This is a genomic window from Rhodococcus sp. BH5 (assembly GCF_027583855.1).
GTDB lineage: Bacteria > Actinomycetota > Actinomycetes > Mycobacteriales > Mycobacteriaceae > Rhodococcus_F > Rhodococcus_F qingshengii.
The window spans coordinates 476,392-489,578 of the sequence record NZ_JAJHVW010000002.1; the positions used below are offsets into that span (position 1 = coordinate 476,392).

The window sequence follows — 13,187 nt, forward strand, 5'->3', positions numbered from 1 at the left end:
CAATGACGGGACGCTTGTCCGCAATTGCGGGAACAGTCCGCGATCTGGGCATTCCACTGCCCGGACGCCGACTCGACTACGACGTCGCCGGGAAGGTCGTACTGATCACCGGTGGAGGCGACGGTATCGGTGCAGCGCTGGCGCGCACTCTCCACCGGCGTGGGGCCACCGTGGCACTGGTCGACGTCAACGAGAGTTCATTGGCAACGGCCGAGCGCTCATTCGAGTCACAGCGAGTCGTGACGGTGACGGCCGATGTCCGAGATCGGGACGGCATGACCGCAGCCGTGCAAACGATCATCGAGCAGCTGGGCAGAATCGACGTCGTGGTGGCCAACGCCGGAATCACCCCTCCCCCGGCAACATTGCGCCAGATCGATCCCGACGCCTTCGATCGTGTGCTCGACGTCAATCTCACCGGCGTCTTCAACACCGTGCATCCGACCATCGACGAGGTGATCCGCAACAGTGGGCACATCGTCGTCGTGTCATCGGCGGCGTCGTTCGCCCCCGGTTTGGGCGGCGCTTCGTACATGATCAGCAAGGCTGGGGTCGAAGCGCTCGGCCGGGCGCTGCGTCTCGAGGTTGCCGGCTACGGCGCTACTGCCGGCATCGCGTACTTCGGGATGGTGGATACACAACTTGCACGCGCAACACTCGACGACGACGAGATCGGGCGCAAACTCGACGCTCGACTACCTGGTCCCCTCCGTCATCGAATCTCCCCGGACCGTGCCGCCACCGTGATCGCCGATGCGATCGCGCGCCGCGCCGCCCGGACCCTTGCCCCCGCTGCCTGGGAACCCTGGGCGTGGGGACGCGGATTCATCAATGTCCTTGCCGACGGTTACCTGGCAAAAGACAAACAGGCACACGACCTGATCCGCGAACTCGAAGACAGAACCACCGCTGCGGCCCCGACGAGTGCGTCAGCCCTGACAAAGGCATCCAGGAGAACATCATGACTACGTTGTGTGCAGCCTTCCAGCGAGTGTCGGCGGTGGCGCCCGACGCGGTGGCTTTGCGAGACATCGGCGATGCGCGAACACTGACGTGGCGCGCGTACGGCGAACAGGTTCGCGATGTTGCCGCGGGATTGGCCGGAATCGGCGTGGGACATGGCGATACGGTTGCATTGATGATGAGTAACCGCATCGAGTTCTACCCGATCGACGTCGGCGCCCAACACCTCGGCGCGACGTCCTTCTCCATCTACAACACGTCGGCACCCGAAGCCATCCAGTACATCCTCGCCAATTCCGGTGCGCGAGTGCTCGTCTGCGAGGCCCAGTACATGGATACCGTTCGCCGATCCGGTGCCACACTCGACACGATCGTGGTCGTCGACGCGCAACCGTCTGCCCAGCAGTCCGGCACCCTGACGCTGGAGCAGATCAAGTCCTCTGCTGCCGCCGATTTCGATTTCGAGAGCACCTGGCGTGCGGTGAAACCGAACGACGTAGCCACGTTGATCTACACCTCCGGCACGACCGGCAACCCCAAGGGCGTCGAGACGACTCATGCCTGTCTGTTGTTCGAAACCACCGCCGTCAGTGCTGTACTCCCCGTCGAGTTCGGTGACCGCATCACCTCGTACATGCCGTCGGCGCACATCGCCGATCGGCTCACCTGCCTGTACATGCAAATGGTGTTCGGCACCCAGATCACTGTCGTGCCGGATCCGAGCCAGGTAGCGGGTGCGCTTCCGGACTGTCGCCCCACGATCTGGGGCAGCGTCCCCCGTGTGTGGGAAAAGCTGAAGGTTGCAGTCGAATCGGCCGTCGCCAACGAACCGGACGACGCGCGGCGAGCGGCATTGCAGTGGGCACTCGACGTCGGTCGCACTCGGCTCGCACACTTGCGAGCCGGTGAAACAGTCCCCGCCGAACTGGAAGCGGACTACGCCCGAGCCGATGCAATGGTCCTCTCCGCTCTGCGTGCGAAACTCGGTTTTGCCGAACTGAAGTGGGCCATCTCTGGCGCCGCACCGATTCCGCCGGACACCTTGGCATTCTTTGCAGCCCTGGGAGTTCCGATCTCGGAGATCTGGGGAATGTCCGAGCTGACATGCATTGCGAGCACCGCACCGGCCGAGCCGACCAAGCTGGGAACGGTCGGAAAGTTGCTTCCAGGCATGGAAATGCGCATCGAGGCGGACGGTGAGCTACTGGTTCGAGGACCGTTGGTCATGAAGGGGTACCGCGGCGAACCGGCAAAAACGGCCGAAGCGATCAGTGCAGACGGTTGGCTTTCGACCGGAGACATCGTCACGGCCGACGCAGACGGATACCTCACGGTGATCGATCGCAAGAAGGAGCTGATCATCAATGCGTCGGGAAAGAACATGTCCCCCGCTGCCATCGAGACCGCAGTGAAGACGTCGTCGTCGTTGATCGGTGAGGTCGTGGCGATCGGAGACGGCCGAAAGTTCAACACAGCGTTGATCACTCTCAGCGCCGACGCCGCGGTCGGAGCGGCACGCTCACTGGGACTTGCGGCCGAGGCCGCGGTACTCGCCAAGGACGCTCGGATCGTCGACATCGTTGCAACTGCTGTCGCCGAGGGAAACTCGCGTCTGTCGAGGGCCGAGCAGATCAAGCGGTTTCACGTACTCACCACGTTCTGGGAGCCAGGCGGCGACGAGCTGACACCGACGATGAAGCTCAGGCGCAAGCCGATAGCCGAGAAGTACGCGTCCGAAATTGCAGCCCTCTATGCGGATTCGGTCGTAGAGGACGTCTACGAGCCTGCGCCCTGCGCATAGATCAGCGTCTCGGTGGCCTTGACCACAAACGTAGCGGCCGATCCCGGAACCAGATCGAGCTCGGCCGCTGCGCTCGCCGTGATGTCGGCAGACAAGCCCGGCTGGCCGGCTTCGTCCTCGGCTCGGACTCGGACGACATCGCCTCGATTTTCGATCTCCGCGATCGTGACCGCAAACGCGTTTCGTGGGCTCCCGTGAGGCGGATCCAGGTAGACCGACACTGCTCGCGGCTCGAAGACTGCCACGGCGGCACTGCCGGCCGGTAGGTCGGTCTCCGTCTGGCCCGCGATATCCACCCCGACCGGACTTCTGAGCATTCCGTCTCCGGCCATCGTGCCGCTGCGCAAGTTGATCCCTGCGATGCGTGCTGCAAATGCACTACGCGGGCGAGTCAGAACTGTTCGTACGTCACCACGTTCGACGACCCGGCCGCCGTCCAGCACGACAACGGTGTCGGCAAGGGCCAGCGCATCCAGAGCGTCGTGCGTGACGAGCACGGCCGTGCGATCTCCTGTTCGGAGCACTCTACGCAGCAACGACCGCAATGCCGGGGCGGAGGCGACGTCGAGCGCAGACATCGGTTCGTCGAGCAGGAGTAGTTCGGGTTCAGCAGCCAATGCCCTCGCCACTGCGACTCGTTGCGCTTGACCGCCGGAGAGCTGTGACGGCTTGCGGTCAGCCAATTCGGCGGCGTCGACTGCGTCGAGCCAGTGGCGCGCGGAATCGGCGGAATCGCGACGCGACCGCCCTGCACTGCGCGGCGCGAACGCCACGTTCGCGGCCGCACTGAGGTGGGGAAAGAGAAGTGCCTCTTGCGCGAGTAGAACAGTGCCGCGCCGATGCGGCGCCAACGCGACTCCCCTACCTGTATCGGTGAGAACGCGAGAATTCAGTTCGATCAACCCACGCCGCGGGTGATGTAGTCCGGCAACCGCCGCCAGTACCGTCGACTTGCCTGCGCCGTTCGGTCCGAGGACAGCGGTCACCTCACCGGCCGCGACGTCGAACGTCGCAACGACGTCGCGCTCCGGAATCTCGATGTCGACGTGGAGGCCACTCACAACGAACCCGCCGATCCGCGTCCACGCACCGCAACCACGATGACCACCGCGACTACGACCAACACCAGCGAAAGCGCTACCGCTGCATCCGGATCGGTCTCACGCTGGAGATAGATTTCCAACGGCAGGGTACGCGTGACCCCTTGCAGACTTCCCGCGAACGTCAGCGTTGCACCGAACTCCCCCAGTGCGCGAGCGAAAGCCAGCACTGCCCCTGACACCAGACCGGGAAGCACCAGCGGCAAAGTCACCCGGCGAAGCACGGTGGTCGGGCGGGCTCCGAGCGTCGAGGCTACGGCCTCGTATCGTGTGCCCGCAGTGCGTAGTGCACCTTCGAGGCTGACGACGAGGAACGGTAGCGCGACAAACGTCTGCGCCAGGACCACCGCGGTTGTCGAGAATGCTATCTGGATGCCGAGCACTTCCAGCTGCTCACCGATCAACCCTTTGCGCCCGAACGTGTACAGCAACGCGATACCGCCCACCACGGGCGGCAGAACCAGCGGGAGCAGGATCAACGATCGAAGAACGGACAGTCCCCGAAAATGACTGCGCGCCAACACCGCGGCCATCGGTACGCCGAACAGGATGCATAGCAGCGTGCTCATCGCTGCTGTCTTCAAACTCAGTTTCAACGCGGCAACCGACGATTCGGAAGTCACGAGTTCCCAGAACTGCGACCACTGCACGGTGGCCAGCATCGCCGCCAAGGGCGCGATGACAAACGCTCCGCCGATCAGCGCCGGAAGGTAAATCCATACCGGCAACCCGAGCGGAGCCCGGACCGCCGGTCTTAGGTGTGTCACGGGGCAGCGAATCCCGCGTCACTCAGAACTGCCAGGCCCTTGGGCCCCTTCACGAGATCGACGAATTTGGTTGCCGTTCCCGAATTCTTCGAATCCTTCAGCACCGCAATCTGGTACAGGTTGACCACCGTGGTGGCTTCCGGGAACGCGACGGTCTGAACCTTGTCACCAGCGGACTTCGCGTCGGTGACGTAAACGATGCCGGCATCGGCCTGCCCGGACGTCACCTTGTTGAGAACGTCGGTCACCGACGATTCTTCGCTGACGGGCGAGAGGGTCTCGCCTGTGGCCGTCTCGACCTTCTTCGTAGCCGCGCCACAAGGGACCTGCGGAGCGCAGATCACCAGTTGCGTCCCCTCCTTTGCCAGATCGGCGAACGACGCGATTCCCTTCGGATTGCCCGGCGGCACAACAATCGTCAAGGTGTTGCTCGCGAGGTCCGAGGGCGACCCCGCGACGACGCCGGCGTCGGTGGCCTTGGTCATGTTGGCGGCGTCAGCCGAGGCGAACACGTCAGCCGGTGCGCCCTGAGTGATCTGAGCGACGAGGTCCGAGGACCCGGCAAAGCTGAAAGTGACCGATGAACCGGGGTTCTCGGACTCGAATTCCTTGCCGAGTTCGGTGAAGCTGTTCTTGAGTGACGCCGCCGCGAAGACGGTGATACTTCCCGTGGCACTCTCACTCGAAGTGGTTGTGGTCGGAGCGGCCGACGACGTCTCCGACGAAGAATTGTCGGAGGAACTACAACCGGTCACCAGGGCAAGCGAAAAGGCACCTGCTGCAACAAGTCCGACTACACGCTTCACGAATTTCCTCCAGTATGTTCAAAAACTACGGCGTTTCCACGATGACCGTGGTGGCCTTCACGATTGCGACTCCGATACTCCCGACCTCGAGTCCGAGCTCCCGAACCGCGTCGGTACTCATCAACGAGACGACAGTGAAGGGCCCACACTGCATTTCGACCTGAGCCATCACCTTGTCGGTGACGACCTTGGTGACGAGGCCGGCGAACCGGTTGCGGGCCGAACTCGCACCCGTGAGCGGATCGGCCGGTGCGGGTCCGGCGTTGGACCGGGCGAAGCCCGCCAACTCGGCACCGTCGATGACCTTGCGGCCGGAGTCGTCCGTCGTCGCGGTGAGAAGCCCACCGTCGACCCACCGCCGGACGGTGTCGTCACTGACACCGAGCAGGCCGGCAGCTTCGCGGATTCGAATGTTGGGCACCAGGTGATCGTAGGTCGCAAGTGCGGACCTAACAAGCCGAAATGCTCCGCAGATGCGTGAACTAGTCAATCATGATCACGTATCTGCGGAGCATTGTCGATAGTTGCCGTAGACGAATCAGCGCATCATTCTTCTGCCCAGGGCACACGGCAGGAGTCGGTGCTGAACCCCTGCTCGGTAATCCCCAACGCCGAATACATCCGGGCGCGCATGTTTTCGAGCCCGATCTGATAGGTCAGTTCCACGACGCCCGCTCGCCCGAACCTGCGCTCGAGATCCGCGACCTGTTCGTCCGTCACCCCGTTCTCCCCATGGGGGTCACCGGTCATGGCGTCGGCGTAGGCGATCGCGGCCCGCTCGTCTTCGCTGTACTTCGATGAATCCCGGTAGTTCGCGATCTCTTTCAACTTGTCGATGTCCAAACCGTCCAAGCGCGAGAGCATCGTCCCGAAGTCGACACACCACGAGCAGCCGACAGTCCAGGCGACGCGATAGACGGCCAGTTCACGAATGTTCGACGGCAGCACCTTCGACGCCTTCTGCACAGCCATTTCGTGGCGGGCAGCCGCTACGAACAATTTCCGATGGTTGGCCAGGACGGCAAAGGGCTCGGGGACTTCGTCGTACTGCCTGGCGGCGAATTTGTATGCCACTTTGATCAACGGACTGGCTTCTGACGGTGTCACTGCGGGAATGCGAGTCATGGCAAGCCTCCGTATGTTCTGGGGCACCGGATTCGATGCTCTCTACAGAGTTGGACGATGGCGGCGATTCAAACGTGACAAGCACCGCGTCCGAGCGGATGTGAGGATGCGGTGTCAGCCGACTAAGCTGCAAAGATGCCTTCGACGCCCCGCAACCGCACCGTCTCGCGTCTGCAGCCGTTCGCATCCACGATCTTCGCCGAGATGACAGCGTTGGCCACACTTCACGACGCGGTCAACCTCGGTCAGGGCTTTCCGGATACCGACGGCCCTGCTGCCATGCTCGAGGTAGCGCGCCGAGCCATCGCCGAGGGCGTCAATCAATACCCGCCCGGTCCGGGCATGCCCGTCTTGCGTCAGGCCATCGCGGAGGATCGGCGCATCCGCTACGGACTCGACAGTGATCCCGACTCCGAAGTTCTGGTCACCGTCGGCGCCACCGAGGCGATCAGTGCTGCGATTCTCGGACTGGTCGAGCCCGGCGAAGAAGTAGTGCTGATCGAGCCGTACTACGACTCCTACGCTGCATCCGTCGCGTTGGCAGGCGCTGTACGTCGCACAGTTCCGTTGGTAACCGCGGGAGACGGATTTGCGGTCGATCTCGATGCATTGCGCGGCGCGATCACCGCCAAGACGAAGATGCTGATCGTCAACAGTCCTCACAACCCCACCGGCACCGTATTCACCGATCACGAACTTCGAGCGATCGCCGAACTCGCGTGCGAACGCGACCTGATCGTGTTGAGCGACGAGGTCTACGAGCACTTGGTCTTCGACGGCCTCACCCACACACCGATGGCGTCGCTCCCGGGCATGCGTGAGCGCACCGTCACGGTGTCCAGTGCCGCAAAGACTTTCAATGTCACCGGCTGGAAAACCGGCTGGGCGATCGGCCCGCGCGAACTCATCGACGGAGTCCGTGCCGCCAAGCAGTTCATGTCATTTGTTGCCGGTGCACCGTTCCAACCGGCCGTTGCCTACGCGCTCACCAACGAACAGCCGTGGGTCGTCGAACTTCGACAGAGCTTGCAAGGCAAACGCGACGTGCTCGGTAAAGCTCTGACCGAGGCCGGTTTCACGGTGCATTCCGGTGGCGGCACGTACTTCCTCCTTGCCGACATCAGACCGTTGGGCGAAACCGATGCGGGAGATTTCTGCCGCGCACTGCCCGAGCGGATCGGCGTCGCGGCCGTTCCGGTCGACGTGTTCGCGGACAACCGCGACGATTGGAAGCACCTGGTGCGCTTCGCCTTCTGCAAGCAGGACCACATTCTGTCCGAAGCTGCACGCCGTCTCCACCTGCTCCAAGGAGCAGCGCACCCATGACAGCGCGGACCATCCCGACCGCATTCGTCCACCGCTATCTCGCGTTCTCGCCGGACAACGACGTCGATTTGTCGGGTGCACTGCGCGCTGCCGGGATCGACCTCGAGACACTGTCCGACCCGCGCGCCCGGCTGACCCCGACTCAGGTCACCACGTTCATCCAATCCACGTGGCAGATCACCGACGACGAATTGTTCGGCCTCGGATCCGCCCCGGTCCCCCGTGGCACTTTCCGATTGATCTGCCTGACGTTGATCCATTGCCCTGATCTCGGATCGGCCTTCGCTCGAATGTCCGACGTGATCCGTGCGCTACCGGCTCTGGCCCCACTGTCGATCGAAAAGGGCGAGGAAAGCACTCGGGTGAGTTTCGCTGTCCGAGTTCGCGAAGGCGTCGCCGAACCTGATGTCGCAGAACGTGTCACAACCGATTTCGTCCTGATCTTGCTGCACCGATTTTCCGCATGGTTGATCGGAAAGCGCGTCCGACTTCGGGCGGTCGAATTTCCGTACTCGGCACCGGATGCACGGTTGGCGCAGGACTACGACTACATCTTCGGAGCGCCGGTCACCTTCGGCGCGAAGCGCGCGGCACTGGAATTCGACAACTCGGCCATGCGTGCACCGATCATCCAAACCGAGGAGACGTTGGAGGAGTACCTCCGAGAATCTCCGATTCAGCTCATGTCCGAACGCGATTACGACAGCACTGCGTCGGCGCAGGTGCGACGGGTCCTGGAACTCGGGGTGAAGGGGCGAACCTCCACGGCCGAGGAGATCGCGGAGATGCTCTCGATCAGCGTTCCCCATCTGCGTCGACTGCTGCGGCGTGACGGAACATCACTGAATCAACTGCGAGAGGAAGTGCTCCGCGACGTAGCCATCGCTGGTTTGCGGCGCGGAGAATCCGTCGAAGTACTCTCGGCGCGATTGGGGTTCTCCGAGCCCAGCGCCTTCCGTCGGGCCTTCAAACGATGGACCGGCGACACTCCGAGTTCGTACCGCTAGCTGACGCAGAACTCGTTTCCTTCGGGATCGGTCATCGTGATCCACACGCTCGGCCCCTGCGCTCCCCGGTGCAGGATCGTCGCCCCCACCGTCTCGAGGTGCGCTGCGACATCCTCGCGCTTGTCGCCCACTCGTATGTCGAAATGGAGCCGGTTCTTCACCGTCTTCGATTCCGGAACCAGTTGGAACAGAACGCGGGGACGTTCGGGATGCTCCGGATCGCTGATGGCCGCACCTTCGCGCCAGACGAGGACTCCCTCGAATGTCGTGGTGTCGGATTCCTTGGCGTGACCAGCGGCGACGAGGCCCCTGATGAAGTCTTCGTCGCTGGGCTCCGCTGCCCACCCGAGTGCTGCGGCCCACCACTTCGCCTGTTCGTGCGGATGTGCCGAATCTACTGTGACTTGAAATTCGTATCCCATGTTCCGACGTTAACGCCGACCACCGACACCTAGTGAAGGTTCAGCCGAGCCCGGGCATCAGTCGACACTCTTGATGGTCTTCATGGTGATCAGCGATGTCACCCGCGAGACAGCCGGAAGCCCGCTGAGCTTGGTGACCATGAAGTTCTCGTACGTCGCGAGATCTTTCACCGCGACCCGAATGAAGTAGTCGGGAATTCCGAACAACCGCCGACATTCGATCACTTCGTCGAAGGCGGCGACCTGGGATTCGAAGTCCTCGATGGTGGCCTGGTCGTTGACTCCGATCTCGGCGGTGACGATCACCTGAAATCCTCGACCGAGCGCTTCCTGACTGACGATCGCCCGGTACCCGGTAATGATTCCGTCGGCTTCGAGCTTCTTCACCCGACGCAGGCAAGGGGACGGTGTCAGACCCACCAGATCCGCCAACTCGGTATTGGTCAAACTCGAGTCCTGGCGTAGGTGAAACAAAATTGCGTCATCCATGGCATCCATCGCACTATTATTGCGCACTGTTCAATATGTGGGCATTCTGAGCAATCGATCACCTCGATCTTTGTTATAGATTTGCGTCGTGATCGAACCAGCATCGTCGACGGCCGCACCAGCCGTCGAACTCCCACCGCGAACCCCGGCGTGGCGGCACGCCTTCCAGCTGTCGCTACCGGTTGGATTCGGCCTGCTCCCACTCGGGATCGCACTTGGTGTTCTTGTGGTCCAACAAGGGCTCAGCCCTTGGTGGGCAGTCGCTTTCACCTCGCTGATCTACGCAGGATCGCTGGAGTTTCTCGCGGTCGGAATGGTCGCGGCCATGACACCGCTGCCGTACGTCGCTCTGACCGCACTGCTGGTCAACTTTCGACATGTGTTCTACGCCTTGAGTTTTCCGCTGGAAAAGATTCGCAACCCCTTCGCCCGCTTCTACAGCATGTTCGCGCTGACCGACGAGGCCTATGCGATGTCGGTAACTGCCGATCCCAAGGCACTCACCGGACGCGTCATCGTCTACTCCCAGCTGTACCTGCACGGCTACTGGATCGGTGGCGCGATTCTGGGCGCGACAGCAGGACAGTGGATTCCGGACTCGATCGTCGGCCTCGACTTCGCCCTGACGGCGTTGTTCGTCGTCCTCTCGATCGAAGCGATTCGCGCACAAAACGGATTCGCGGTGCCGGTCGCCGCGGTCACCTGCGCTCTGGTCGCCCGGCTCGCAGCGCCGGACCACATGCTGCCAATTGCGATGGGCGCCTTCGTGCTCTTCCTGATCGGGCGCTTTGTCTACGACTCACGAAAGGCGAAGATCGATGCCTGACACCTCGTACATCTTTGCGGCGGTCGCAGTCATGGCCGTGGTCACCTTCGCGCTGCGCGCAATCCCCTTCGCCGCGCTCATGCCGCTGCGCTCCTCCGCCCTGGTCGGCTACCTCGGCATCTACATGCCGGCAGGCGTCATGTTGATTCTCGTCATGTATTCACTCAAAGGGGTGTCGATCACCGCCCCTTCTCATGGCCTACCCGAACTGATTGCAGTGTGCGCCACGATCGCCGCGCACCTCTGGCGAAAGAATGCCGTCCTGAGCATCGTCGTCGGAACGACGATCTACGTCGCGCTGGTCAATACCGTGTTCGCCTGAGCATTTCCCATCGACGAGCAAAATATCTTTACTCCCGAATGGGCAATTTGTAACCTCCAGGCGCTTATCTGAACAGTTGAACACTTATACGATTTCAGTAGCGTGGCCGCCGGCCGCGACTGAAGGATCGGTGAGGTTCGATGTCCACGACAATGACCACGACAGGCACTCGAATCGCCGGTGCTTGGCACAGTCTGGATCGAGGCCAGCGTCGAAGCATCATCGGGATGACCGTCACCGTCGTAGCGCTCAACGTCGTCGGGTGGGCAGTTCTTCTCGGCCTGGTTGTCCCCGGCCACTACACGATCGAAGGCAGTGTCTTCGGCGTCGGACTCGGCGTAACGGCGTACACGCTCGGCATGCGCCATGCTTTCGACGCCGATCACATCGCCGCTATCGACAACACCACTCGGAAGTTGGTAGCGGACGGCAAGAAACCGATGTCCGTCGGGTTCTGGTTTTCGCTCGGACACTCGACCATCGTCTTCGTACTCGTCGCCCTCTTGGCTTTGGGTGTGCGGCAACTGGCCACCAGCCTTTCCGACGACAACTCCGATCTGGAGAAGTGGACCGGCTTGTTCGGCACCACCATTTCCGGCACGTTCCTGATTTTGATCGGAATCTTGAACCTTGTCTCTCTCATCGGGATTCATCGGGTGTACACGAAGTACAAGGCCGGAACCTTCGACGAGGAACAACTCGAGAAGGAACTCGACAGCCGCGGCGCCTTGAACAAGATTCTGGGCCCGGTGATGAAGATGGTTCGCAAGCCCTGGCACATGTACCCGGTCGGCCTACTGTTCGGATTGGGATTCGACACCGTCACCGAAGTCGGGCTGTTGGTGATCGCCGGCGGCGCGGCGGCGACAGGGCTCCCGTGGTATTCGATCCTCGTTCTGCCGATCCTCTTCTGCGCCGGGATGTCGCTTTTCGACTCGATCGACGGATCGTTCATGAACTTCGCCTACGGTTGGGCATTTGCTCAGCCGGTCCGAAAGATCTACTACAACATGGTGATCACCGGACTCTCGGTGGCAGTGGCACTGCTGATCGGGACCCAGGAAATCATCTCGATTTTCACCGACAAACTCGACATTCACGACGGGTTTATCGGCGCCATCGGGAACTTGGATCTCGGCGCGGTGGGCTTCATCATCGTCGGACTCTTTGTCGCCACCTGGCTGATTGCTCTACTCGTGTGGCGGTACGGCCGCATCGAAGAACGGTGGCAGGCTCAGTCCGGTGCAGCAGTAGCGCGACGAGCGACAGCAGACGAAGCGATGTGAGTTCGACTCGGTCTACGCAGAATCATGGGCCACCCGAAAGCGAATAGCTGATGTACGTCTCGCCCCATTTCAGGTACGCGCTCGACGTCGCCTGGCCGCGGATCTGGTCGTTCTGCCACTGGTAGACAGCGCGCCACGGAAATACGGAACTCACTTGTTCCAAGGTGTACTGCTCACGATGGCCCTGCGCGAATCGCTGTTCGAGATCTTCACGAGTGCGCGGCGGGAAATTGCTGATCAGGTAGGTCCGGCCGAGAGACTCGATGCGCCCTGGCGGCGCAAAGACATCAGCGCTGCGATAAGTGAAGGCCAGATACAGGTAGGCCGCCACCACAATCGTTGCCAGCGCTACCGCGCCGATCTTGAATGCACGTCGAAGCAGGGTCGGCATGGCTCACAGTACAATCCAATTCTCCTGTCGAGCACATTCAGTGCGTTTCCCACATTTATCGAAAGACGCATCCCGCGGAGTTGGCGAGATGCAATAGTGGAGTTCGAACGGGGTGAGCCCCGGCTAGGAGAAAACGGTGCGGATACGTCATGCGGTAGTGGGTGTGGCAATCACGGGACTTGTTCTTGCAGTGGCAGGCTGCGGTAGCGGCGACGGCGAAGCTGCCGAAGGACCAGGCATTGCCGTGGCGGCGGAAACCAAGCAAGTTCCAGACCGGGTGACCGTGCATCGACCTGGCCTCATCGACACCAGCATTTCCCCGTTCGACGTGCCTGCATGGCCAGGGCCGCACCCCTCCGAATTCCTCGAGCCCAACCCGCCGTCGGGTGAGAGCGGTGAGATCGCCGGCGACCAAGCTGCGGCAACGTACGCGGCCTCGCTCGACAACCCCGATGCACTATGGAATGTCGGTGGCACGGTGCAGTGGCTGGTTGTCGAGCCGATTCCCTGAAGGTCTTCCATCTAGGTCTCCGCTCTGACCGACTCCAGACGATCT

At 62.0% G+C, this 13,187-nt stretch carries 16 protein-coding genes; 8 read left to right on the forward strand and 8 right to left on the reverse strand.

Annotation, left to right across the window (positions count from 1 at the left end; all coding sequences use genetic code 11):
- Positions 1 to 2: 2 nt before the first annotated feature.
- Together RhoBH5_RS08570 and fadD11 are read left to right on the forward strand one after the other, a co-directional pair.
- Complete coding sequence (locus tag RhoBH5_RS08570) at positions 3 to 965, forward strand: SDR family oxidoreductase (protein WP_073512660.1); 963 nt, start codon at positions 3 to 5, stop codon at positions 963 to 965.
- Positions 962 to 2,764 carry a fatty acid--CoA ligase FadD11 gene (gene fadD11, locus RhoBH5_RS08575; RefSeq protein WP_270008158.1) on the forward strand — a complete coding sequence of 601 codons (1,803 nt, stop codon included), beginning with the start codon at positions 962 to 964 and terminating at the stop codon, positions 2,762 to 2,764. Before RhoBH5_RS08570 ends, fadD11 begins: the two co-directional genes overlap by 4 nt.
- Here the strand turns inward: fadD11 and RhoBH5_RS08580 are convergent.
- The 5 genes from RhoBH5_RS08580 to RhoBH5_RS08600 all read right to left on the reverse strand — a co-directional run bounded on the left by RhoBH5_RS08580 (position 2,740) and on the right by RhoBH5_RS08600 (position 6,562).
- On the reverse strand, positions 2,740 to 3,825 hold the full coding sequence (locus RhoBH5_RS08580) for a sulfate/molybdate ABC transporter ATP-binding protein (protein WP_042921720.1): 1,086 nt from the start codon (positions 3,823 to 3,825) through the stop codon (positions 2,740 to 2,742). The genes fadD11 and RhoBH5_RS08580 overlap by 25 nt on opposite strands.
- Entirely contained in the window at positions 3,822 to 4,631 is an 810-nt protein-coding gene (locus tag RhoBH5_RS08585) for an ABC transporter permease (RefSeq protein ID WP_020970514.1), read from the reverse strand. Before RhoBH5_RS08585 ends, RhoBH5_RS08580 begins: the two co-directional genes overlap by 4 nt.
- Positions 4,628 to 5,437: a molybdate ABC transporter substrate-binding protein gene (modA, locus tag RhoBH5_RS08590; protein ID WP_209909671.1), complete on the reverse strand. Its 810-nt coding sequence runs from the start codon at positions 5,435 to 5,437 to the stop codon at positions 4,628 to 4,630. Before modA ends, RhoBH5_RS08585 begins: the two co-directional genes overlap by 4 nt.
- Before the next feature lie 25 nt (positions 5,438 to 5,462).
- Positions 5,463 to 5,858, reverse strand: coding sequence for a TOBE domain-containing protein (locus tag RhoBH5_RS08595; protein WP_003940157.1), 396 nt, complete (start codon positions 5,856 to 5,858; stop codon positions 5,463 to 5,465).
- A gap of 125 nt (positions 5,859 to 5,983) precedes the next feature.
- Positions 5,984 to 6,562 carry a carboxymuconolactone decarboxylase family protein gene (locus RhoBH5_RS08600; RefSeq protein ID WP_007733549.1) on the reverse strand — a complete coding sequence of 193 codons (579 nt, stop codon included), beginning with the start codon at positions 6,560 to 6,562 and terminating at the stop codon, positions 5,984 to 5,986.
- 135 nt (positions 6,563 to 6,697) lie between these two features.
- Here RhoBH5_RS08600 and RhoBH5_RS08605 point away from each other — a divergent pair, with 135 nt between their 5' ends.
- Together RhoBH5_RS08605 and RhoBH5_RS08610 are read left to right on the forward strand one after the other, a co-directional pair.
- Positions 6,698 to 7,888 carry a pyridoxal phosphate-dependent aminotransferase gene (locus RhoBH5_RS08605; RefSeq protein WP_003939670.1) on the forward strand — a complete coding sequence of 397 codons (1,191 nt, stop codon included), beginning with the start codon at positions 6,698 to 6,700 and terminating at the stop codon, positions 7,886 to 7,888.
- A complete protein-coding gene (locus RhoBH5_RS08610; RefSeq protein WP_073512657.1) occupies positions 7,885 to 8,895 on the forward strand; it encodes an AraC family transcriptional regulator in 1,011 nt (336 codons plus the stop codon). Before RhoBH5_RS08605 ends, RhoBH5_RS08610 begins: the two co-directional genes overlap by 4 nt.
- Here RhoBH5_RS08610 and RhoBH5_RS08615 read toward each other — a convergent pair.
- Entirely contained in the window at positions 8,892 to 9,317 is a 426-nt protein-coding gene (locus RhoBH5_RS08615; protein WP_003940409.1) for a VOC family protein, read from the reverse strand. The genes RhoBH5_RS08610 and RhoBH5_RS08615 overlap by 4 nt on opposite strands.
- A 57-nt stretch (positions 9,318 to 9,374) precedes the next feature.
- Positions 9,375 to 9,815 carry an Lrp/AsnC family transcriptional regulator gene (locus tag RhoBH5_RS08620; RefSeq protein ID WP_020970517.1) on the reverse strand — a complete coding sequence of 147 codons (441 nt, stop codon included), beginning with the start codon at positions 9,813 to 9,815 and terminating at the stop codon, positions 9,375 to 9,377.
- A gap of 79 nt (positions 9,816 to 9,894) precedes the next feature.
- Between RhoBH5_RS08620 and RhoBH5_RS08625 the strand changes: the two genes are divergently transcribed.
- The 3 genes from RhoBH5_RS08625 (at position 9,895) to RhoBH5_RS08635 (ending at position 12,240) form a co-directional block, all read left to right on the forward strand.
- Positions 9,895 to 10,632, forward strand: coding sequence for an AzlC family ABC transporter permease (locus tag RhoBH5_RS08625; protein ID WP_003940360.1), 738 nt, complete (start codon positions 9,895 to 9,897; stop codon positions 10,630 to 10,632).
- Complete coding sequence (locus tag RhoBH5_RS08630; protein WP_003940007.1) at positions 10,625 to 10,954, forward strand: branched-chain amino acid transporter permease; 330 nt, start codon at positions 10,625 to 10,627, stop codon at positions 10,952 to 10,954. Before RhoBH5_RS08625 ends, RhoBH5_RS08630 begins: the two co-directional genes overlap by 8 nt.
- 140 nt (positions 10,955 to 11,094) lie before the next feature.
- Positions 11,095 to 12,240: a HoxN/HupN/NixA family nickel/cobalt transporter gene (locus tag RhoBH5_RS08635; protein WP_270008159.1), complete on the forward strand. Its 1,146-nt coding sequence runs from the start codon at positions 11,095 to 11,097 to the stop codon at positions 12,238 to 12,240.
- A gap of 22 nt (positions 12,241 to 12,262) precedes the next feature.
- Here the strand turns inward: RhoBH5_RS08635 and RhoBH5_RS08640 are convergent, their stop codons facing one another.
- Positions 12,263 to 12,631, reverse strand: coding sequence for a hypothetical protein (locus tag RhoBH5_RS08640; RefSeq protein ID WP_030535333.1), 369 nt, complete (start codon positions 12,629 to 12,631; stop codon positions 12,263 to 12,265).
- Positions 12,632 to 12,767: 136 nt separating this feature from the next.
- Here RhoBH5_RS08640 and RhoBH5_RS08645 point away from each other — a divergent pair, with 136 nt between their 5' ends.
- Entirely contained in the window at positions 12,768 to 13,142 is a 375-nt protein-coding gene (locus RhoBH5_RS08645) for a hypothetical protein (protein ID WP_050654739.1), read from the forward strand.
- Positions 13,143 to 13,187: the final 45 nt, after the last annotated feature.